Here is a 20,805-nt window from a genome sequence, read left to right as displayed (position 1 = left end):
GTGTGCGCGTGATCATGCCGGACCCCGCACCGCTGTCACACCCCACCGGTACCGTCGACCCATGCCCAACCAGCCCCCCGCGGCCCCGGGCGAGCGGCGGCTCGCCACGCTCGAAGGCGTCCTGGAGCGGATCACGTACGCCAACGAGGAGAACGGCTACACGGTCGCCCGCGTCGACACCGGCAGAGGCGCCGGCGACCTGCTGACCGTCGTCGGCGCGCTGCTGGGCGCGCAGGTGGGGGAGTCGCTGCGGATGGAGGGGCGCTGGGGGTCGCACCCGCAGTACGGCAAGCAGTTCCACGTGGAGAACTACACGACCCTCCTGCCCGCCACCGTCCAGGGCATCCGGCGCTATCTCGGCTCCGGGCTGGTCAAGGGGATCGGGCCGGTCTTCGCCGACCGCATCACGCAGCACTTCGGGCTGGACACCCTCACGATCATCGAGGAGGAGCCCAAGCGGCTCATCGAGGTCCCCGGCCTCGGACCCAAGCGGACGAAGAAGATCGCCGACGCCTGGGAGGAGCAGAAGGCGATCAAGGAGGTCATGCTCTTCCTCCAGACCGTCGAGGTGTCCACCTCCATCGCCGTCCGCATCTACAAGAAGTACGGCGACGCCTCGATCTCCGTCGTGAAGAACCAGCCCTACCGGCTCGCCGCCGACGTCTGGGGCATCGGCTTCCTCACGGCCGACAAGATCGCCCAGTCCGTCGGCATCCCCCACGACAGCCCGGAGCGGGTGAAGGCCGGTCTCCAGTACGCGCTGTCGCAGGCCACCGACCAGGGGCACTGCTACCTCCCCGAGGAGAGGCTGATCGCCGACGCGGTGAAGCTGCTCCAGGTGGACACCGGGCTCGTCATCGAGTGCCTCGGCGAGCTGGCCGCCGAGCCCGAGGACCCGGACGGCGACCCCGGTGTCGTACGGGAGAAGGTGCCCGGCCCCGACGGCGGCGAGCCCGTCACCGCCGTCTACCTCGTCCCCTTCCACCGGGCCGAGCAGGCCCTGGCCGGTCAGCTCCGGCGCCTGCTCCACACGGACGAGGACCGGATGCCCGCCTTCCGGGACGTGGCCTGGGACAAGGCGCTCGCCTGGCTCAGGCGGCGCACGGGTGCCGATCTCGCGCCCGAGCAGGAGGAGGCCGTCAGGCTCGCGCTGAGCGAGAAGGTCGCCGTCCTCACCGGCGGGCCCGGCTGCGGCAAGTCCTTCACCGTGCGGTCGATCGTGGAGCTGGCGCGGGCCAAGAAGGCGAAGGTCGTGCTCGCCGCCCCCACCGGCCGGGCCGCCAAGCGGCTCGCCGAGCTGACCGGCGCCGAGGCGTCCACCGTGCACCGGCTGCTGGAGCTGAAGCCCGGCGGCGACGCGGCCTACGACCGGGAGCGACCCCTCGACGCCGACCTCGTCGTGGTGGACGAGGCGTCGATGCTGGACCTGCTGCTCGCCAACAAGCTCGCCAAGGCCGTCCCGCCCGGGGCCCATCTGCTGCTCGTCGGGGACGTCGACCAGTTGCCCAGCGTCGGGGCCGGCGAGGTGCTGCGGGACCTGCTGGCGCCCGGCAGCCCCGTGCCCGCCGTCCGGCTCACCCGCGTCTTCCGCCAGGCCCAGCAGTCCGGCGTCGTCACCAACGCCCACCGGATCAACGCGGGACAGCACCCCGTCACCGACGGGATGAAGGACTTCTTCCTCTTCGTCGAGGACGACACCGAGGAGGCGGGGCGGCTCACGGTGGACGTCGCCGCGCGCCGCATCCCCGCGAAGTTCGGCCTCGACCCGCGCCGGGACGTGCAGGTGCTGGCTCCCATGCACCGGGGACCCGCCGGCGCCGGGACGCTGAACGGGCTGCTCCAGCAGGCCGTCACCCCGGGCCGCCCGGACGTGCCGGAGAAGCGGTTCGGCGGCCGGGTCTTCCGCGTCGGCGACAAGGTCACCCAGATCCGCAACAATTACGAGAAGGGCGAGAACGGCGTCTTCAACGGCACCGTCGGCGTCGTCACCTCGCTGGATCCCGTGGACCAGCGCCTCACCGTGCTGACGGACGAGGACGAGGAGGTGCCGTACGACTTCGACGAACTGGACGAACTGGCCCACGCGTACGCGGTCACCATCCACCGCTCCCAGGGCAGCGAGTACCCGGCGGTGGTGATCCCCGTGACGACCGGCGCCTGGATGATGCTCCAGCGGAACCTGCTGTACACGGCGGTCACCCGGGCGAAGAAGCTGGTCGTGCTCGTCGGATCGCGCAGGGCGATCGGGCAGGCGGTGCGGACGGTGTCGGCCGGACGGCGCTGCACGGCGCTCGACTTCCGGCTGGCGGGCGCCCGGACGTGAATCCTTCCCGTAAACCTCTCGGACCGTGTGAAAAAAATGATCGATCAAACGAGTCGGAAAGGTCACAGAGCACTTCCGGATGGGCTCCGCAGCGGGCAGGATGAGCAAGTTGGCGGCACTGAGTGCCGCCAATAGGCCCGATGGTCGACCCCGAGTGCACTCTCCTGAGCCAAGTGGGGGATGGTAGAGACAGTCAGGGCACCTCGAAGATGAGGCACTACGTCGGTGAGGGAAGACGTGAGCGAGCACACCAACAACTCGGTAGTACTGCGGTACGGCGATGGCGAGTACACCTACCCGGTGATCGACAGCACCGTCGGCGACAAGGGCTTCGACATCGGGAAGCTCCGCGCCCAGACCGGTCTGGTGACGCTGGACAGCGGATACGGCAACACCGCCGCCTACAAATCCGCCATTACCTATCTGGACGGCGAAGCCGGCATCCTGCGGTACCGCGGCTACCCGATCGAGCAGCTGGCCGAGCGCTCCTCCTTCGTCGAGGTCGCCTACCTGCTGATCAACGGTGAGCTGCCGACCGTCGACGAGCTGTCCGCGTTCAAGGGCGAGATCACCCAGCACACCCTGCTGCACGAGGACGTCAAGAACTTCTACAAGGGCTTCCCGCGCGACGCCCACCCGATGGCCATGCTGTCGTCGGTCGTCTCCGCGCTGTCGACGTTCTACCAGGACAGCCACAACCCGTTCGACGAGCGTCAGCGCAACCTCTCCACGATCCGGCTGCTCGCCAAGCTCCCGACGATCGCGGCCTACGCGTACAAGAAGTCGATCGGCCACCCGTTCGTCTACCCGCGCAACGACCTCGGCTACGTCGAGAACTTCCTGCGCATGACCTTCTCGGTCCCGGCGCAGGAGTACGAGCTGGACCCGACGGTCGTCGCGGCCCTCGACAAGCTGCTGATCCTGCACGCGGACCACGAGCAGAACTGCTCGACCTCCACCGTCCGCCTGGTCGGCTCCTCGCAGGCGAACATGTTCGCCTCGATCTCCGCCGGCATCAACGCCCTGTGGGGCCCGCTGCACGGCGGCGCCAACCAGTCGGTGCTGGAGATGCTGGAAGGCATCCGCGACGCGGGCGGCGACGTCGACTCCTTCATCCGCAAGGTGAAGAACAAGGAGGACGGCGTCCGCCTGATGGGCTTCGGCCACCGGGTGTACAAGAACTTCGACCCGCGCGCCAAGATCATCAAGGCTGCCGCGCACGACGTCCTCTCCGCCCTCGGCAAGTCCGACGAGCTGCTGGACATCGCCCTGAAGCTGGAGGAGCACGCGCTCTCCGACGACTACTTCGTCTCGCGCAGCCTCTACCCGAACGTCGACTTCTACACCGGCCTGATCTACCGGGCCATGGGCTTCCCGACCGAGATGTTCACGGTCCTGTTCGCCCTCGGCCGTCTGCCGGGCTGGATCGCCCAGTGGCACGAGATGATCAAGGAGCCGGGTTCCCGCATCGGCCGCCCGCGCCAGATCTACACGGGCGTCGTCGAGCGCGACTTCGTGCCCGTCGAGGAGCGCTGAGCCACACGGCACCCCCGCAGCGCACCTGGTGAGTCCCGTACCGCCCCGCGTGGTACGGGACTTTTCCGTGCCCGGGCCCCCGAACGGTGTGGGGACAGCAGAAGGCGCCCTGGCGCCGGTCCCCCCACGGGCCGACGAACCAGGGCGCCTTCCCATGTCCCGGTGCGGATTCCCCCCACGGGATCCGGCCGGGCGTCTGTGAGGACAGCGCCTGAATCGCTGTTGTCGTACTCGCTGTTGTCGTGCTCGTCGTGCTCGTCGTGCTCGCCGTGCGGTCTGCCGGGACAGCGCACGCCCGGGAGGGCCGCTCAAAGCTTCCCGGTGTACGTGTCCCGGCAACGCAGCTCTGGGAAAGTCCCCCAAGACGTCCCCAGATGCCAGGTCGCGCCCCCCAAGACGCTGCCTGACATCGCCAACTTAGACCTTCGAACCCCTTAGATGGTTACGTTCGCATCACTGTGATCTGCGTCTCTTGCACATGTCCCTTACGTGCGCAAGAGACCCGTACGTCGCACGGGCCTCCAGCGTAAGGAAGTTGCGCGAGCCTTGTGAAGAGCTTATGTGAGGCGGGTGCCGGACTCCAGAGGCTCAGCCCCACGACCTGCGTGACTTGCGGACCACCACGCGGTCAGTGAAAGGCGCGCAGGCGGAGGCTGTTGGTCACCACGAAGACCGACGAGAAGGCCATCGCCGCCCCCGCGATCATCGGGTTCAGCAGCCCGGCGGCGGCCAGCGGCAGCGCGGCCACGTTGTAGCCGAAGGCCCACACGAGGTTGCCCTTGATGGTGGACAGGGTGCGCCGGGACAGCCGGATCGCGTCCGCCGCCACCCTGAGGTCCCCGCGCACCAGCGTCAGGTCGCCCGCCTCGATCGCCGCGTCCGTCCCCGTGCCCAACGCGAGCCCCAGGTCGGCGGTGGCGAGCGCCGCCGCGTCGTTGACGCCGTCGCCGACCATGGCGACCGTACGGCCCTCGGCCCGCAGCCGCTCCACCACCGCGGCCTTCTCCTCGGGCAGCACCTCGGCGATCACCTCGTCGATGCCGACGGCCGCCGCGACCGACTCGGCCACCCGGCGGTTGTCGCCCGTCAGCAGGACGGGGGTCAGGCCCAGCTGGCGCAGCCGGGTCACCGCCTCGGCGCTGGTCTCCTTCACCGCGTCGGCCACGGCGACGACGCCGCGCGCCTCGCCGTCCCAGCCGACGACGACGGCCGTACGGCCCCGCCGCTCGGCCTCGTCGCGGGCGGCTGCGACGTCGGGCGGCAGGCCGTCGTACAGGCGCCCCACGGCCACCTCGCGGCCCGCCACGCGGGCCCGTACGCCCCGCCCGGGGACGTTCTCGAAGTCCTCCACGCCGGGCAGCGCGCCCAGCCGCTCCTCGGCGCCGGCCGCGACCGCGCGGGCCACGGGGTGCTCGGAGGCGTGCTCCACGGCGCCGGCGAGCCGTAGCAGCTCCTCCTCGTCGGTGCCCTCGGCGGCGTACACCTCGTGCAGGGTCATGCGGCCGGTGGTGACGGTGCCGGTCTTGTCGAGGACCACCGTGTCGACGCGACGGGTGGACTCCAGTACTTCCGGGCCCTTGATGAGGATGCCGAGCTGGGCGCCCCGGCCGGTGCCCACCAGCAGCGCGGTCGGCGTGGCGAGCCCCAGCGCGCACGGGCAGGCGATGATCAGGACGGCGACGGCCGCGGTGAACGCGGCGACCGTGTCGCCCGTGGCGCCCAGCCAGCCGCCGAAGGTGGCGACCGCGATCAGCAGGACGACGGGGACGAAGACCCCCGAGATCCGGTCGGCGAGGCGCTGCACCCGGGCCTTGCCGCTCTGCGCGTCCTCCACCAGCTTCGCCATCCGGGCCAGCCGGGTGTCCGCGCCCACCCGGGTGGCCTCCACGACCAGCCGTCCCCCGGCGTTCACCGTGGCACCCGTGACGGCGTCGCCCACGGCCACGTCCACCGGCACCGACTCGCCCGTCAGCAGGGAGGTGTCCACGGCCGAGGCGCCCTCGGTCACCGTGCCGTCGGTGGCGATCTTCTCGCCGGGGCGGACGACGAACCGGTCGCCCACCGCGAGCCGGGCCACCGGTATCCGCACCTCGCCTCCGTCGCGCAGGACGGCGACGTCCTTGGCGCCCAGCTCCATCAGCGCGCGCAGCGTGGCCCCGGCACGGCGCTTGGCGCGGGCCTCCAGCCAGCGGCCGAGGAGCAGGAAGGCGGTGACCCCGGCGGCTGCCTCCAGGTAGATCGCGGAGGCGCCGTCGGCGCGGGAGACGGTGAGGTCGAAGCCGTGCCGCATGCCCGGCATGCCCGCGTCCCCGAAGAACAGCGCCCACAGCGACCAGCCGAACGCGGCCAGGGTGCCGAGCGAGACCAGCGTGTCCATGGTGGCCGCGCCGTGCCGGACGCCCGTCCAGGCGGCGCGGTGGAAGGGCAGGCCGCCCCAGACCACCACGGGCGCGGCCAGGGTGAGCGAGAGCCACTGCCAGTTGTCGAACTGGAGTGCCGGAACCATCGCCAGCAGGACCACGGGGGCGGCCAGCAGCACCGAGACGGTCAGGCGCCGGCGCAGCGCGGACAGCTCCGGGTCGTCGTCACCGCCGTTGCCGTCGTGGCCCCGAGCGGTGGCGGGCCCGTCGGCGGGCTCGGGCGGCGGCGCCGGTTCCTCGGCCGTGTACCCGGTCTTCACGACGGTGGCGATCAGGTCGGCGACCTCGGTGGTCGCCGGGTGGCTGATCCGGGCCTTCTCCGTCGCGTAGTTCACCGTGGCGGTGACGCCGTCCATGCGGTTGAGCTTCTTCTCGACGCGGGCCGCGCAGGAGGCGCAGGTCATCCCGCCGATCAGCAGCTCGACCTCGGCGAGAGCGGTGCCGGTGTCGCCGCCGGGGTCGGTCGTCGTCGAGGCGGTGCGGGTGTCCGCGGTGGTGCTGGTCATGTCCGGACTCCAGGACGGGGTGGGGGGTGCCGGGCTCAGACCCGGCCGACGAGCTCGAAGCCCGCCTCGTCCACGGCGGCGCGCACGGCCGCGTCGTCGAGGGCGGCCCCCGAGACGACGGTGACCTCGCCGGTGGCGGCGACGGCCTGCACGGAGGCGACGCCCGGGATCTCGGAGATCTCGCCGGAGACGGCGCCCTCGCAGTGGCCGCAGCTCATCCCGCTCACCTTGTAGACGGTGGTGACGGAGCCCTGGGTGGTGTCGGTCTGGGCGGTCATGTCGTTACTCCTCGTCGGGGGATGTGCACGGGCGGGTACCCGCGGGTCCGCGCTGGACCACTCACCCTCCACTGTACCCCTAGGGGGTATGGCTTCGGGTGAGCCTGCCGTGAGATGGGGGACGGGAGGCGGAAACCCCGCCCCGGCAGTCACGACAGTACGGAAGCGAGGGTGAACGGATGCGCGCGGTCGTCTTCGAGCGCTACGGGGAGCCGGCCGAGGTGCGGGAGGTCGCCGACCCGGAGCCCGCGCCGCACGGCGTCGTGGTCCGCGTCGGGGCCACCGGGCTGTGCCGCAGCGACTGGCACGGGTGGCAGGGCCACGACCCCGACGTCGCACTGCCCCACGTGCCCGGTCACGAACTCGCCGGCGTCGTCGAGGCGGTCGGCGACCGGGTGGCCGGGTGGCGGCCCGGCGACCGGGTGACGGTGCCCTTCGTCTGCGCCTGCGGGAGCTGCGCGGCGTGCGCGGCGGGGGACCAGCAGGTGTGCGAGCGCCAGACCCAGCCGGGCTTCACCCACTGGGGTTCGTTCGCCGAGTACGTCGCGCTCGACCACGCCGACGTCAACCTCGTCGCCGTGCCCGACGGCATGTCGTACGCCACGGCCGCCTCGCTCGGCTGCCGGTTCGCCACCGCCTTCCGGGCCGTGGTGCAGCAGGGGCGCCTCGCGGCGGGGGAGTGGGTCGCGGTGCACGGCTGCGGGGGCGTCGGCCTGTCCGCGGTGATGATCGCCGCGGCGTCGGGCGCGCGCGTGGTCGCCGTGGACGTGTCGGCCCGCGCGCTGGAACTGGCGCGCACCTTCGGCGCGGCGGCGTGCGTGGACGCCTCCCGGACGCCGGACACGGCGGCGGCCGTCCGCGACCTCACCGGGGGCGGCGCCCACCTCTCGCTGGACGCCCTCGGATCGCCCGCCACCTGCGCCGCGTCCGTGGCCGGCCTGCGCCGTCGCGGCCGGCACGTCCAGGTCGGGCTGCTGCCCTCGGCGGACGGCACCACACCGGTGCCGATGGCCCGCGCGGTCGCCCTGGAGCTGGAACTGCTGGGCAGTCACGGGATGGCCGCGCACACCTACCCGCCGATGCTAGAGCTGGTCCGCGCCGGGATCCTCAGGCCCGACCTGCTGGTGACGTCCACCATCGGGCTGGACGCGGCCCCGGCGGCCCTCGCGGCGATGGGGGCCGCGCCCGGCGCCGGGGTGACGGTCATCGAGCCGTGACGACGACCCGCGCCCGGCGCCGGGGTGACGGTCATCGAGCCGTGACGACCGCCCCGGGGTGTCCGTGGTGGACGGCCCACTCGTGGGCGAGGACGGCCATCAGCACCTCGTCCGCCCACACCCCGTCGCGCCGCTCCACCTCGCGCCGCACGCCCTCGCGCACGAACCCGGCCTTCTCGTAGACCCGCAGGGCCCGGTGGTTGTCGGCGTAGGCGTCCAACTGGATGCGGTGCAGGCCGAGTTCCGTGAAGCCGTGGCCGACGATCAGCCGGGTCGCCTCGGTGCCGATGCCCCGGCCGCGCCCCCGTGCCCCGATCAGGGTGCGGAAGGTGCAGGAACGGTTCACGGGCTCCCAGTCGTGCAGCACGACCTCGCCGAGGACCGCGCCGTCGGCGGGATCGGTGACGGCCAGGTCGAGCCGGTCGGGCTGCGCGCCGCGCGAGCCGTACCAGTCGCGCAGCACCTCGGGGGTGAGTTCGCGTGGCGGGGAGCCGGTGAAGCGCCGGACCTCGGGATCGTTGACGATCTCCCACATCGGGTCGGCGTCCGCCTCGGTGAACGGCCGCAGCACGGTCCTGTCGCCGGTGAGCACGGGTTTGACGGAGAAGTCCATGGGCCGAACGGTGCCCCACGCGGCGGCGGGGCGCCGAACGGTTTTCCGGCGGCGGCTACTTGTTCCTGTTGCGCGGCCGGGACGCCACCCAGGCCCGGACCGTGTCCGCGTACCAGTACGGCTTTCCTCCCTCCACGTGGTCGGGCGGGGGCAGCAGCCCGTGCTTGCGGTACGACCGCACGGTGTCCGGCCGGACGTGGATGTGGGCCGCGATGTCCTGGTAGGACCAGAGCCTTCGGTCGGTCACTCGCTGCACCTCCCTGCGCGCGCCGCGGCGGCGACCGGGGACGGCCGCCGGGGGGAGCCGGGCGCTGCGCCGGCGATCACCAAGCCTGTTCCGGGTGAACGACGCGGGGTGAGGGGCGGTCAGGGGCCGTTCCGGGGCGTGACGGAAGGCCCGCGTGCGTGTGACACATGTGACCCGGAGGGCACTTTTGTGACAGGAGTGCCACACAGCCGTACGCGGCCGTTCAGGCGCGGCGCGTTGACTGCGGTGGCCCGCGCCGTTCCGCGGTACGCCCCGGGCCGCCGCCACCCGGACCAAGTCGTCCGAATGTCCGGACAAAACATTGACAGGCCGCACGCACAGGGCTAGAAACCGGGGTGACGCAAGGGCGCGGGCAAGGAGGGAACGCGATGGCGCACGACCCGACGGCACACGGCCGGGGCGCCGGTTCCCCCACCGAACGCCTCCGGCGCGGGAAGGCGGCCTCGCCCTGGCAGGAGCGAGGCACGAGCGCCAACTCCCCGCTCGCACCGGCTCCGCGCCGGAGGTACCCGCGTCGCGCGGTGGCAGGCGCCCCCGGGGCGCCCACACTGCCCCACGTGTCTACGCGGACGCCCAAACCGCAGACACAGTGTCGGGCGCGCCCGGGGCGCCCGGCTGCTGGGATGGAGTCGGCGCCGTGACCGCGACGCGCCCGTCGCCGGCCCCGGCCCGTGAGCAGCAGCACGAGCAGCGCGAGCTGCACCAACGGCACGTCTCGACCCGTCGCCGCCATCTGCGAAGGAGTTCTCGGTCATGACGAACATCGTCAACCACTGGATCGGCGGCAAGACCGCCGAAGGCGCCTCGGGCACGTACGGGCCGGTGACGAACCCGGCGACCGGCGAGGTCACCACCAAGGTGGCCTTCGCCTCCGTCGACGAGGTGGACGCCGCCGTCGCCGCCGCCAAGGAGGCGTACCTGACCTGGGGTCAGTCCTCCCTGGCCCAGCGGACCTCGATCCTCTTCACGTTCCGCGCGCTGCTGGACGCGCACCGCGACGAGATCGCCGAACTGATCACCGCCGAGCACGGCAAGGTGCACTCCGACGCGCTCGGAGAGGTCGCGCGCGGCCTGGAGATCGTCGACCTGGCCTGCGGCATCAGCGTGCAGCTCAAGGGCGAGCTGTCCACGCAGGTCGCCACCCGCGTCGACGTGGCCTCGATCCGGCAGCCGCTCGGTGTCGTCGCGGGCATCACGCCGTTCAACTTCCCGGCGATGGTGCCGCTGTGGATGTTCCCCCTCGCCATCGCCTGCGGCAACACCTTCGTGCTCAAGCCGAGCGAGAAGGACCCGTCGGCCGCCGTGAAGCTCGCCGAACTCCTCTCCGAGGCCGGTCTGCCGGACGGCGTCTTCAACGTCGTGCACGGCGACAAGGTGGCCGTGGACCGCCTCCTGGAGCACCCGGACGTGCAGGCCGTCTCCTTCGTCGGCTCGACCCCCATCGCCCGCTACATCCACACCACCGCCTCCGCGCACGGCAAGCGCGTGCAGGCCCTCGGCGGCGCCAAGAACCACATGCTGGTGCTGCCCGACGCCGACCTCGACGCGGCGGCGGACGCGGCGGTGAGCGCGGCCTACGGCTCGGCCGGCGAGCGCTGCATGGCGATCTCCGCGGTCGTCGCGGTCGGTGCCGTCGGCGACACGCTGGTCGAGAAGATCCGCGAACGTGCCGAGAAGATCAAGATCGGCCCCGGCACCGACCCGTCCTCCGAGATGGGCCCGCTCATCACCAAGGCGCACCGCGACAAGGTCGCCTCCTACGTCGAGGGTGCCGCGGCCGAGGGGTGCGAGGTCGTCCTGGACGGCACCGGCTACACCGTCGAGGGACACGAGAACGGCCACTGGATCGGCCTCTCCCTGCTGGACCGGGTGCCGACCGGCGCCAAGGCCTACCGGGACGAGATCTTCGGCCCGGTGCTGTGCGTGCTGCGCGCCGAGACGTACGAGGAGGGCGTGGCGCTCATCAACGCCTCGCCGTTCGGCAACGGCACCGCGATCTTCACCCGGGACGGCGGCGCGGCCCGCCGCTTCCAGCTGGAGATCGAGGCCGGCATGGTCGGCGTGAACGTCCCGATCCCCGTCCCCGTCGGCTACCACTCCTTCGGCGGCTGGAAGGACTCGCTCTTCGGCGACCACCACATCTACGGCAACGACGGCACGCACTTCTACACCCGCGGCAAGGTCGTCACCACCCGCTGGCCGGACCCGGCCGACGCGCCCGCGGGCGTGGACCTGGGCTTCCCGCGCAACCACTGAGGCGGCGACCGAGGGTGTCTTCGTCCCGGCCGGGACGAAGACACCCTCCGGCGTGCTAGCCCTGCTGCAGCCCGGCGTCCTTCACTTCCTGCGTGAGGTCGCCGACCTGGTCGGCGGGCGGGGCGACGATGTCCTTCGTGGCGCCCCACTTGTCGAAGTCCATGGTGACCGTCATGGCGCCGAAGTCCTGCTTCAGGCGCACCGGCAGGTCGTCGGCGCCGACCCAGACCTCCATGGTGATCGAGGCGCCGCCGGAGTTGAGCATGCTGTCGGCGCCCTTGAAGGCGTCCTTGAACTTGCCCATGTCCTTCTCGTCGAGCACCGCGCGGTAGTGGGTCGTCGGCTTGCCGTTGACGGTCTCCTTGCCGAGGTCGTCGACGTCGCTGGCGTACTTCAGGCCCTTCATGGAGTCCGCCGGGCTGCCCTCGCCGGCGCCACCGGCCATCGCGGCGGCACCCGACTCGCCGAACACGGCGGACCCGTCGATCTTCATCCACTCCTTGCCCTCGAGCGGGCCGGCGGGCTGCGGGTCGATGTCGTAGTAGTAGGCGCCGTCCACGAACAGGGTGCGCACCGTCGGCGAGTCCGTCAGCTCCTGCATCTGCACGGCCTCGGCGTCCATCTCGACGTCGAGCGCGTAGCCGTCGCCCCAGGAGTACGTGCCGTCCATGGCGACCGGCTCGCCGCTGCCCAGGTCGGTCGTCGTCCTGACCTCGGCGGAACCCAGCTCCTGGGTGCGGTCGGTGGCCCGGGTGAGGGCCGCCATGACCGTGTCCGCCTTGTCCACGGCCCTGCCGGCCGTCTCGGCGGCCGTCTTCGCGCCGTCCGAGCCGCACGCGGTCGCCGCGGCCATCGCCGCCGCCGTGAGCCCCACCCAGGCCGCGCCGTACTTCACCTTCATGCGTCCCCCACCCCATCGCGTGTTCCTGTGATGCGTCTGTGCGAAGGACTCTACCGGCCCCCACCGACAGCGTCCGGATACCGGACGCCGGCCGCCCTGCGCCCCGGCCGGCCTACCGCGCCCGTGGTAGGCGAGGCCGGCCGTGTACGTCCGTGGGAGGGCCGCCGGTTCACCCCCGGGAGGGCCCCCGCCGCCGGCCGCGGCCCGTACCGTTGACGCATGGATCTTCGACTGCCCCGTGTGCGCGGGCTGCTGCGGGGGCCGCGGCGGGTGCTCGCCGCCGCGGCCGCCGTCGTCGTGCTCGCCGGCGCCGGGACGTGGACGGCCGTCGCCGGCGCCGACCCGGCCCCGGTGCGGCGCGCCGACCGGGCCCTGGCGGTGGGCGACGGCGTCCGCCTGGACACCTCGTACTTCACGGCGGGCTCCGGCGGCCGCCGCCCGGCCGTCCTGCTCGCGCACGGCTTCGGCGGCAGCAAGGAGGACGTCCGGGAGCAGGCCGAGGACCTGGCCAGGGACGGGTACGCGGTCCTGACCTGGTCGGCGCGCGGCTTCGGCGGGTCCACGGGGAGGATCGGGCTGAACGCACCGGACGGCGAGGTCGCCGACGTCTCCCGCCTGATCGACTGGCTCGCCCGGCAGCCCGACGTCCGGCTCGACCGGGACGGCGACCCCCGCGTGGGCGTCGCGGGCGGCTCCTACGGCGGCGCGATCGCGCTGCTCGCCGCCGGGCACGACGCCCGGGTGGACGCCATCGCCCCGGCGGTCACGTACTGGAACCTCGCCGACGCGCTGTTCCCGAACGGCGTCTTCAAGAAGCTGTGGGCCGGAATCTTCGTCAACTCCGGCGGCGGCTGCGCCCGGTTCGAGCCCGACCTGTGCCGCATGTACCAGCGGGTCGCCGCGTCCGGCACGCCCGACGCCGAGGCCGCGAAGCTCCTTCGGGCGCGCAGCCCGCAGGCCGTGGGCGACCGCATCAAGGTGCCCACCCTGCTCGTGCAGGGCCAGACCGACTCCCTGTTCCCGCTCGGCCAGGCCGACGCCGCGGCGAAGGCGATCCGGGCCAACGGCGCCCCCGTGGACGTCGACTGGATCGCGGGCGGCCACGACGGCGGCGACCTGGAGACCGACCGCGTCCAGGCACGCGTCGGCGCCTGGTTCGACCGGTACCTCAAGGACGACGCGGGCGCCGGCACCGGCCCGGCCTTCCGCGTCACCCGCACCGGCGGCGTCGACTCCACCGACGGCCGGGCCCAGTTGCGCGGCGCGAGCGCCGACCGCTACCCGGGCCTGGCCGACGCGGAGCGGTCCGTGCCCCTGCGCGGCCGCGAGCAGAGCGTCGACAACCCCGCGGGTGCCAACCCGCCCGCCGTCTCCGCCCTGCCCGGCCTCGGCGGGGCCGGAGGACTCTCCCAACTCTCCTCCCTCGGCGTCGGGATCTCCCTGGACTTCCCCGGCCAGTACGCCGCGTTCGAGTCCGCCCCCGTGACCGAGGGCCTGCGCATCACCGGCTCGCCGACGGCCACCGTCCACGTCCGCTCCACCGCCGAGGACGCCGTCCTGTTCGCCAAGGTGTACGACGTCGGCCCCGGCGGCACCTCGCCCGTGCTGCCCGCCCAGTTGGTCACCCCCCTGCGCGTCGAGGGCGCCAAGGCGGGCAAGGACGTCACGGTCACCCTCCCGGCGATCGACCACGAGGTGGAGAAGGGCCACCGCCTGCGCCTGGTCCTCGCCTCCACCGACCTCGGCTACGCCTCCCCGGCCGCCCCGGCGACGTACACCGTCTCCCTCAAGGGCGACCTGAAGGTGCCCACCGCCCCCGGCGTGAGGACCGCCGCCGCCCCGCTGCCCGCCTGGGTGTGGTGGCTGCCCCTGGCCGGTGCCGCCGTCGCCCTCGTCCTGCTGTGGACCGGCCGCCGCCGCACCGCCGCCCCCGCGCCCGACCCCGCGCTCGCCGACGTACCCCTCCAGATCACCGGCCTGAGCAAGCGCTACGCCGGGTCCACCGAGCGGTACGCGGTGCGGGAGCTGTCCTTCCGCGTGGAGAAGGGACAGGTGCTCGGCCTGCTCGGGCCCAACGGCGCCGGGAAGACGACCACCCTGCGGATGCTGATGGGGCTCATCAAGCCGGACGACGGCGAGATCAGGGTCTTCGGCCACGCCATCCGTCCCGGCGCCCCGGTGCTGTCCCGGGTCGGCGCCTTCGTCGAGGGCGCGGGCTTCCTGCCCCACCTGTCCGGCCGGGAGAACCTGGAGCTGTACTGGCGGGCGACCGGCCGCCCGCCCGAGGACGCCCACCTCGACGAGGCCCTGGAGATCGCCGGTCTCGGCGACGCGCTCGCCCGCGCGGTGCGCACCTACTCCCAGGGCATGCGCCAGCGCCTCGCCCTCGCCCAGGCCATGCTCGGCCTGCCCGACCTCCTCATCCTGGACGAGCCGACCAACGGCCTCGACCCGCCCCAGATCCGCGAGATGCGCGAGGTGATGATCCGCTACGCGGCGGCCGGACGCACCGTGATCGTCTCCAGTCACCTGCTGGCCGAGGTCGAGCAGTCCTGCACCCACCTCGTGGTCATGGACCGGGGCCGGCTGGTCCAGGCGGGCCCGGTCGCCGAGATCGTCGGCTCCGGAGACACCCTCCTGGTCGGCACCGCCCTGCCCGTGGACGGGCCGCTCGTGGACAAGGTCGCCGCCCTGCCCGGCGTCGCCTCGGCCGTGCACACCGACGACGGGCTCCTGGTCCGCCTCGACCCCGGCGGCACCGCGCCCGGCCTGGTCGCCGAACTGGTCCGCCTGGAGATCCCCGTGGCGTCGGTCGGCCCGCACCGCCGCCTGGAGGACGCCTTCCTCACCCTGATCGGAGGCTCCGCATGAGCACGCCCACCCAGCCGGCCACCACCGGGCCCACGCCCGAAGCGGCCTCCGTGCCGGCGACCGATTCCGCGTACGGCTACCGGGCGGGCCGCACCCTGCCCCTGCGGGTGGAACTGGTGCGCCAGCTCAAGCGGCGCCGGACCCTGGTCATGGGCGCGATCCTCGCCGCCCTGCCGTTCGTCCTCGTCGTCGCCCTGGCGATCGGCGGCGAGCCGGACGGCCGGAGCGACCGCATCACCCTGATGGACACCGCCACCTCCTCCGGCGCCAACTTCGCGGCCGTCAACCTCTTCGTCTCGGCGGGCTTCCTGCTGGTCGTCCCGGTCGCCCTGTTCTGCGGGGACACCGTCGCCTCCGAGGCCAACTGGTCCTCCCTGCGCTACCTGCTCGCCGCGCCGGTGCCGCGCGCCCGGCTGCTCGCCTCCAAGCTGGCGGTCGGGCTCGGGCTGAGCCTGGCCGCGATGGTGCTGCTGCCCCTGGTCGCGCTGGCCGTGGGCACCGTCGCCTACGGCTGGGGGCCGCTGGCCGTCCCCACCGGCGGTTCGCTCGCGCCGGGCACGGCCGCGCAGCGCCTGGTGGTGGTCGTGGCGTACATCTTCGTGTCCCAACTGGTCACCGCGGGCCTCGCGTTCTGGCTGTCCACCCGGACCGACGCCCCGCTCGGCGCGGTCGGCGGCGCCGTCGGCCTCACCATCGTCGGCAACGTCCTGGACGCCGTGACGGCGCTGGGCCACTGGCGGGACTTCCTGCCCGCGCACTGGCAGTTCGCCTGGGCCGACGCGGTCCAGCCGACCATGGAGTGGTCGGGCATGCTCCAGGGCACGGCGGTCTCGGTCACCTACGCCCTGGTCCTGTTCGCCCTGGCCTTCCGGGGTTTCGCCCGCAAGGACGTCGTTTCCTAGACCGCCGGAGGTCCCCGCCGGTCCACCGCCGCCCGCCCCGCGGGTGCGACCGCCCATTGACGTTTCCTTACGCGTGAGTAAGTTTACTCCGAAGTAAGTTCGGTAGGAGTTCACGCGACAGCGCAGCAGTCCGACCGCGACCGGGAGCCGTCATGGGCGTACGCAGGGACCTGAAACGGGCGAGAGACCGCGGCGGCCCGGTGTCCCGCGCGAGGACCGAGACCGTCACGGACGCCCGAGGCACCGTCCGCGAGGCCCGCACCGCCGCCCTCGTGCCCCGCCCCACCGAGGGCAGCACCGCCGACATCCCGTTCACCAACGCCGCCGAGGCCCCCGGCGCGGTGGTCCTGCGCCGCCGGGCGGAGGGAGCCTGGCGGCCCGTCACCGCCGCGGAGTTCGCCCGCGAGGTCACCGCCGTGGCCAAGGGCCTGATCGCCGCCGGACTGGAACCCGGCGGCCGGGTCGCCGTCATGTCCCGCACCCGTTACGAGTGGACGGTCCTGGACTTCGCGATCTGGACGGCCGGCGGCCAGAGCGTCCCCGTGTACGCCACCTCCTCCGCCGACCAGGTCGAGTGGATCGTCCGCGACTCCGGCGCCCGGCACGTCGTCACCGAGACCGCCGCCCACACCGCCACCGTCACGTCCGGCACCGCCGGCCACCCCGGACAGCCGCGCGTCTGGGAACTCGACGCCGGCGCGCTCGCCGACCTGACGGCCCTCGGCCGGGGCGTGAGCGACGAGGAGGTCACCAAGCGCCGTACCGCCCTCACCCCGGACTCGGTCGCCACCGTCTGCTACACCTCCGGCACCACCGGCCGCCCCAAGGGCTGTGTCCTCACCCACGCCAACCTGCACGCCGAGGCCGCCAACACGGTCGAGCTGCTGCACCCGATCTTCAAGGAGGTCACCGGCCAGACCGCCTCGACCCTGCTCTTCCTGCCCCTCGCCCACATCCTGGGCCGCACCATCCAGATCGCCTGTCTGCTGGCCCGCATCGAGATCGGCCACTTCCCGAGCATCAGGCCCGACGAACTGCGCCCCGCGCTCAAGTCGTTCCGTCCGACCTTCCTGGTCGGCGTCCCGTACCTGTTCGAGAAGATCCACGACACCGGCCGGGCGACCGCCGAGAAGATCGGCCGCGGCGCCTCCTTCGCACGGGCCCACCGCCTCGCCGTCCGCTTCGGCGGCGCCCACATGGACCGCTTCCTGGGCCGCGGCAAGGGCCCCACCCCCGGCCTGTGGGCCGGCTGGGCCCTGTACGACCTGCTGGTCTACCGCCGGGTGCGCAAGGAACTCGGCGGCCGGATGCGCTACGCCATCAGCGGCGGCTCCCCGCTGGAGCGCGACCTCAACCTCTTCTTCTACGCCGCCGGAATCATGGTCTACGAGGGCTACGGCCTGACCGAGACCACCGCCGCCGCCACCCTCGTCCCGCCGCTCGGCCCCCGCCCCGGCACCGTCGGCCCGCCGGTCCCCGGCACCGCCGTGCGCATCGCGGACGACGGCGAGGTGCTCGTCAAGGGCGGCATCGTCTTCGGCGCCTACCGGGGCAACCCGCAGGCCACCGAGGCGGCCCTCACCGACGGCTGGTTCGCCACCGGCGACCTCGGGTCCCTGGACGCCGACGGCTACCTCACCATCACCGGCCGCAAGAAGGACCTCCTGGTCACCTCGGGCGGCAAGAACGTCTCCCCGGCCGTCCTGGAGGACCGCCTGCGCAGCCGGCCGCCCGTGGCCCAGTGCCTGGTCGTCGGTGACAACCGCCCCTTCGTCGCCGCGCTGGTCACCCTCGACCCCGACGCCGTCGCCCACTGGCTGGCGGTGCGCGGGCTCCCCGCCGGCACCCCGCTGTCCGAGCTGGCGCACGACGAGCGGATGCGCGCCGACGTCCAGAAGGCCGTCGACCACGCCAACGCCGCCGTCTCCCGGGCCGAGTCGATCCGCGCCTTCCGGATCGTCGAGGGCGAGTTCACCGAGGAGAACGGGCTGCTGACCCCGTCCCTGAAGGTCAAACGGCACGCGGCGGTCGCGGCGTACGCGGACGAGATCGAGGCGCTGTACGCGACGCCGAAACGCTGATCCCCCGCCCGCGCGGGACATGCGAAAGGGGCGGGCCGCCGGCGTACCCGGCGGCCCGCCCCTCGGGGTCGCTGTCAGCGCCCGCCGGCCTCGCCGTTGGAGGAGAGGATCGAGACGTCCTCCAGCAGGTGGGCCAGCGCACCGTCGCGCTTGGCCTGCGTGGAGTTCTCGGTGCACTGCTGGTTCAGGTCGTCCGACAGGATCGGGATGTCCTGGACCGGCACCAGGCCGATGACGCTGACCGGGATGTCGCTGACCGCGATGCAGGGCTTGTTGAACGAGCCCTGGATGAGAGCCATCTGCGGGCTCATGTTGCCCGTGGTCATCGAGTTGCCGAAGTACTGCGAGGCGCCGTTGCCGTTGGCGGAGACGGGCCCGCTGTCGTCGCCGATCGCCATCGCCTGCGGGGCCGCGGCAGCGGAGACGCCCATGACGGAGGCGGCGATCGCCGCGTATGCGGCTACCTTCTTGATCACTGGCCAGTCCTTTCTGAGGAAACCCCGTCCACCGGAGCGCCCTGGTCAACTCCGTGAGTCCGTCCGGGTTTCTCCCGTTCACTCCGACGGCGGACAGCGGGAAGTGTGTACGGGTTCGCGGCCTCCCCGGAGATTCCGGCGATTTTTGGGCCGATTTTGAGATCCGGTGAGGGCCAACCGGGTGAACGCCCGCAACCAATCATGGCGCACCGGGTTGATGAGGCCGTAGGACAGTGCGTCGCTACGACGAAAGGAACGCGAAGTGCTCAAGAAGGCAATGGTCGCCGCGGCGGCTGCCGCTTCTGTGATCGGTATGTCGGCTGCCGCCGCCCCCCAGGCCCTGGCCATCGGGGACGACAACGGGCCGGCCGTGCTCAACGGCAACGGCGCCGAGTCGGCGTTCGGCAACTCGGCGACCAAGGGCGACATGAGCCCGCAGCTTTCGCTGGTCGAGGGCTCGCTGAACAAGCCGTGCCTCGGCGTCGAGGAAGTCAACGCCGCCGTCATCAACCTCGTCCCGATCCAGGACGTCAACGTCCTGTCGGACGACCTGAACCAGCAGTGCTCGGACAACTCCACGCAGGCCAAGCGGGACGGCGCCCTGTCGCACGTCCTCGAGGACCTGTCGGTGCTGTCGGCGAACACCGAGGGCCGCTGAGCCCTGGCTCTGCCCGGTACGGGCGGCCCGCTGACTTCCGCGCGGGCCGCCCGGCCGTGAACGGGACGGGATTTCGCCGGGGAGCGGATCGACGCGTCGCTCTCCTGGGGGAATGGCCGGGCCGTCGGACGAGGCATCCGGGTGAATTCCGGGGTGTCCCACGTTCATCGGTTTCCCCGGCAGTCAATTCCTCGTTTGCAGGCTGCAGGTCATGGTGCGAGCCGTCAATGCTGTGCTCGCGCGGTTTCGGCCGTCATTCAGGCATGACCGCAGAGAAGGGAAAGTTCATGAAGAAGAGCGCTGCTGTCGTCGCGGGCGCGATCATGGCCCTCGGCATGGCCGCCCCGGCCTTCGCCGACGCCGGTGCCGAGGGTGCCGCCGTAGGCTCCCCGGGCGTCCTGTCCGGCAACGTCGTCCAGGTGCCGGTGAACGTCGGCGCCAACGTGTGCGGCAACTCCATCAACGTCGTTGGTCTGCTGAACCCCGCGTTCGGCAATGCGTGCGTGAACCGCTGACGCAGTTCCGCACCGACCGGCTGCGTCACGGCCGGCCCTGGCCAACTCGTTTGGTTCGGGGCCGGTCTTTTTCCCTTTCTGCAGCCCGTCCTCGGATCGCGCCGGACCCTTCTCCGGCGATCTCTCATCTCTCATCTCTCCAAGCAGGAAGACAACCAGAGTGCGACAGACCCTGAGCAGGGGGATGGTCGCGGCAGCAGCCGCGACGGGCATCCTTTCCCTGTGCGGCAGCCCCGCCCTTGCCGACTCGCATGCGGACGGAGCCGCCAAGAACTCGCCGGGCGCCGTGTCCGGCAACGCCCTCCAGGCCCCCGTCGACGTGCCGGTGAACGTCTGCGGCAACAGCGTCGACGTGATCGCCGCGCTGAACCCCGCCTTCGGCAACGCGTGCGAGAACGCCTCCGACGAACAGACCGACGGCCACGGGAGCGACGGCGGCTACGGGAACGACGACGGAGGCTACGGCGACGACACGTCGTCCTCCGGCTCGTCCTCGTCGTCCGGCTCCCACGCGGACGGCACGACCGAGGGCTCGCCCGGCGTCGGTTCCGGCAACAGCGCGCAGATCCCGGTCGACGTGCCGGTCAACCTCTGCGGCAACAGCATCGGCGTGGTCTCCGCGCTGAACCCGGTGTTCGGCAACAAGTGCGAGAACGAGGCGCAGGAGCCCCCCGGGTACGGCGAGGAGGAGCCGCCGCCCCCCACCACGCCCCCCGGGTACGGCGAGGAGGAGCCCCCGCCGCCCACCCACGAGGAGCCGCCGCCCCCGAGCGAGGAGAAGCCCCCGCCGCCCGTCCACGAGGAGCACACTCCGCCGGCTCCGCAGACGGAGCGGCCCCCCGCGCTGGCCGAGACCGGCAGTGACGGCACGCTGGGTGCCGCGGCCGCCGGTGCCGTGCTGATCGCGGGCGGAGCGATCCTGTACCGCCGGGGCCGGGCCGCCGCCGGCCGCTGATCCCCCCGGTCCGCTCGTTCCGACGCCCC

Annotated in this window: 16 protein-coding genes; 10 read left to right on the top strand and 6 right to left on the bottom strand. The window is 72.6% G+C overall.

Features of this window, described 5'->3' with window-relative positions; genetic code table 11:
- Nucleotides 1-61: 61 nt before the first annotated feature.
- Together recD2 and Sdi02f_RS24335 are read left to right on the top strand one after the other, a co-directional pair.
- Nucleotides 62-2,323 (top strand): SF1B family DNA helicase RecD2, encoded by a 2,262-nt coding sequence (gene recD2 / locus Sdi02f_RS24340; RefSeq protein ID WP_030400032.1) that lies wholly within the window; start codon nucleotides 62-64, stop codon nucleotides 2,321-2,323.
- Nucleotides 2,324-2,560: 237 nt separating this feature from the next.
- A complete protein-coding gene (locus tag Sdi02f_RS24335) occupies nucleotides 2,561-3,859 on the top strand; it encodes a citrate synthase (RefSeq protein ID WP_030400031.1) in 1,299 nt (432 codons plus the stop codon).
- A 628-nt stretch (nucleotides 3,860-4,487) separates the two neighbouring features.
- Here the strand turns inward: Sdi02f_RS24335 and Sdi02f_RS24330 are convergent.
- Nucleotides 4,488-6,785 carry a heavy metal translocating P-type ATPase gene (locus Sdi02f_RS24330; protein ID WP_108934012.1) on the bottom strand — a complete coding sequence of 766 codons (2,298 nt, stop codon included), beginning with the start codon at nucleotides 6,783-6,785 and terminating at the stop codon, nucleotides 4,488-4,490.
- Between the two features lie 35 nt (nucleotides 6,786-6,820).
- Nucleotides 6,821-7,063 carry a heavy-metal-associated domain-containing protein gene (locus tag Sdi02f_RS24325; protein ID WP_030400029.1) on the bottom strand — a complete coding sequence of 81 codons (243 nt, stop codon included), beginning with the start codon at nucleotides 7,061-7,063 and terminating at the stop codon, nucleotides 6,821-6,823.
- A gap of 179 nt (nucleotides 7,064-7,242) precedes the next feature.
- Between Sdi02f_RS24325 and Sdi02f_RS24320 the strand changes: the two genes are divergently transcribed.
- Nucleotides 7,243-8,280, top strand: coding sequence for a zinc-dependent alcohol dehydrogenase family protein (locus Sdi02f_RS24320; protein ID WP_030400028.1), 1,038 nt, complete (start codon nucleotides 7,243-7,245; stop codon nucleotides 8,278-8,280).
- A gap of 31 nt (nucleotides 8,281-8,311) precedes the next feature.
- On the opposite strand, the gene Sdi02f_RS24315 is transcribed toward Sdi02f_RS24320, so the two are convergent.
- On the bottom strand, nucleotides 8,312-8,893 hold the full coding sequence (locus Sdi02f_RS24315) for a GNAT family N-acetyltransferase (RefSeq protein WP_108934011.1): 582 nt from the start codon (nucleotides 8,891-8,893) through the stop codon (nucleotides 8,312-8,314).
- Nucleotides 8,894-8,948: 55 nt separating this feature from the next.
- On the bottom strand, nucleotides 8,949-9,140 hold the full coding sequence (locus Sdi02f_RS35955; protein ID WP_030400026.1) for a helix-turn-helix transcriptional regulator: 192 nt from the start codon (nucleotides 9,138-9,140) through the stop codon (nucleotides 8,949-8,951).
- A 774-nt stretch (nucleotides 9,141-9,914) separates the two neighbouring features.
- Here Sdi02f_RS35955 and mmsA point away from each other — a divergent pair.
- Nucleotides 9,915-11,417 (top strand): CoA-acylating methylmalonate-semialdehyde dehydrogenase, encoded by a 1,503-nt coding sequence (mmsA, locus tag Sdi02f_RS24300; protein ID WP_030400025.1) that lies wholly within the window; start codon nucleotides 9,915-9,917, stop codon nucleotides 11,415-11,417.
- Nucleotides 11,418-11,472: 55 nt separating this feature from the next.
- Here the strand turns inward: mmsA and Sdi02f_RS24295 are convergent, their stop codons facing one another.
- On the bottom strand, nucleotides 11,473-12,318 hold the full coding sequence (locus tag Sdi02f_RS24295) for an SCO4651 family lipoprotein (protein ID WP_030400024.1): 846 nt from the start codon (nucleotides 12,316-12,318) through the stop codon (nucleotides 11,473-11,475).
- Between the two features lie 219 nt (nucleotides 12,319-12,537).
- On the opposite strand from Sdi02f_RS24295, the gene Sdi02f_RS24290 reads away from it, so the two are divergent.
- From Sdi02f_RS24290 to Sdi02f_RS24280, 3 genes are all read left to right on the top strand, one after another.
- Entirely contained in the window at nucleotides 12,538-15,189 is a 2,652-nt protein-coding gene (locus Sdi02f_RS24290; RefSeq protein ID WP_167458240.1) for an alpha/beta fold hydrolase, read from the top strand.
- Entirely contained in the window at nucleotides 15,186-16,091 is a 906-nt protein-coding gene (locus tag Sdi02f_RS24285; RefSeq protein ID WP_108934010.1) for an ABC transporter permease, read from the top strand. Before Sdi02f_RS24290 ends, Sdi02f_RS24285 begins: the two co-directional genes overlap by 4 nt.
- A gap of 152 nt (nucleotides 16,092-16,243) precedes the next feature.
- Nucleotides 16,244-18,172 carry an AMP-dependent synthetase/ligase gene (locus Sdi02f_RS24280; protein ID WP_055467661.1) on the top strand — a complete coding sequence of 643 codons (1,929 nt, stop codon included), beginning with the start codon at nucleotides 16,244-16,246 and terminating at the stop codon, nucleotides 18,170-18,172.
- Between the two features lie 74 nt (nucleotides 18,173-18,246).
- Here the strand turns inward: Sdi02f_RS24280 and rdlB are convergent, their stop codons facing one another.
- Nucleotides 18,247-18,648, bottom strand: coding sequence for a rodlin RdlB (gene rdlB / locus Sdi02f_RS24275; RefSeq protein ID WP_030400020.1), 402 nt, complete (start codon nucleotides 18,646-18,648; stop codon nucleotides 18,247-18,249).
- A gap of 262 nt (nucleotides 18,649-18,910) precedes the next feature.
- Here rdlB and rdlA point away from each other — a divergent pair, with 262 nt between their 5' ends.
- From rdlA to chpA, 3 genes are all read left to right on the top strand, one after another.
- On the top strand, nucleotides 18,911-19,306 hold the full coding sequence (gene rdlA, locus Sdi02f_RS24270) for a rodlin RdlA (protein ID WP_030400019.1): 396 nt from the start codon (nucleotides 18,911-18,913) through the stop codon (nucleotides 19,304-19,306).
- Between the two features lie 287 nt (nucleotides 19,307-19,593).
- Nucleotides 19,594-19,821, top strand: coding sequence for a chaplin ChpD (gene chpD / locus Sdi02f_RS24265; protein ID WP_030400018.1), 228 nt, complete (start codon nucleotides 19,594-19,596; stop codon nucleotides 19,819-19,821).
- 160 nt (nucleotides 19,822-19,981) lie between these two features.
- Entirely contained in the window at nucleotides 19,982-20,776 is a 795-nt protein-coding gene (gene chpA, locus Sdi02f_RS24260; RefSeq protein WP_267891016.1) for an LAXTG-anchored chaplin ChpA, read from the top strand.
- The last annotated feature ends 29 nt before the right edge of the window (nucleotides 20,777-20,805 follow it).

The sequence above is a fragment of the Streptomyces ardesiacus genome (assembly GCF_003112575.1).
Classification (GTDB): Bacteria; Actinomycetota; Actinomycetes; order Streptomycetales; family Streptomycetaceae; genus Streptomyces; species Streptomyces ardesiacus.
Note: the sequence above shows the minus strand (reverse complement) of the source record. Positions and strands in the feature narration are given on the sequence as shown.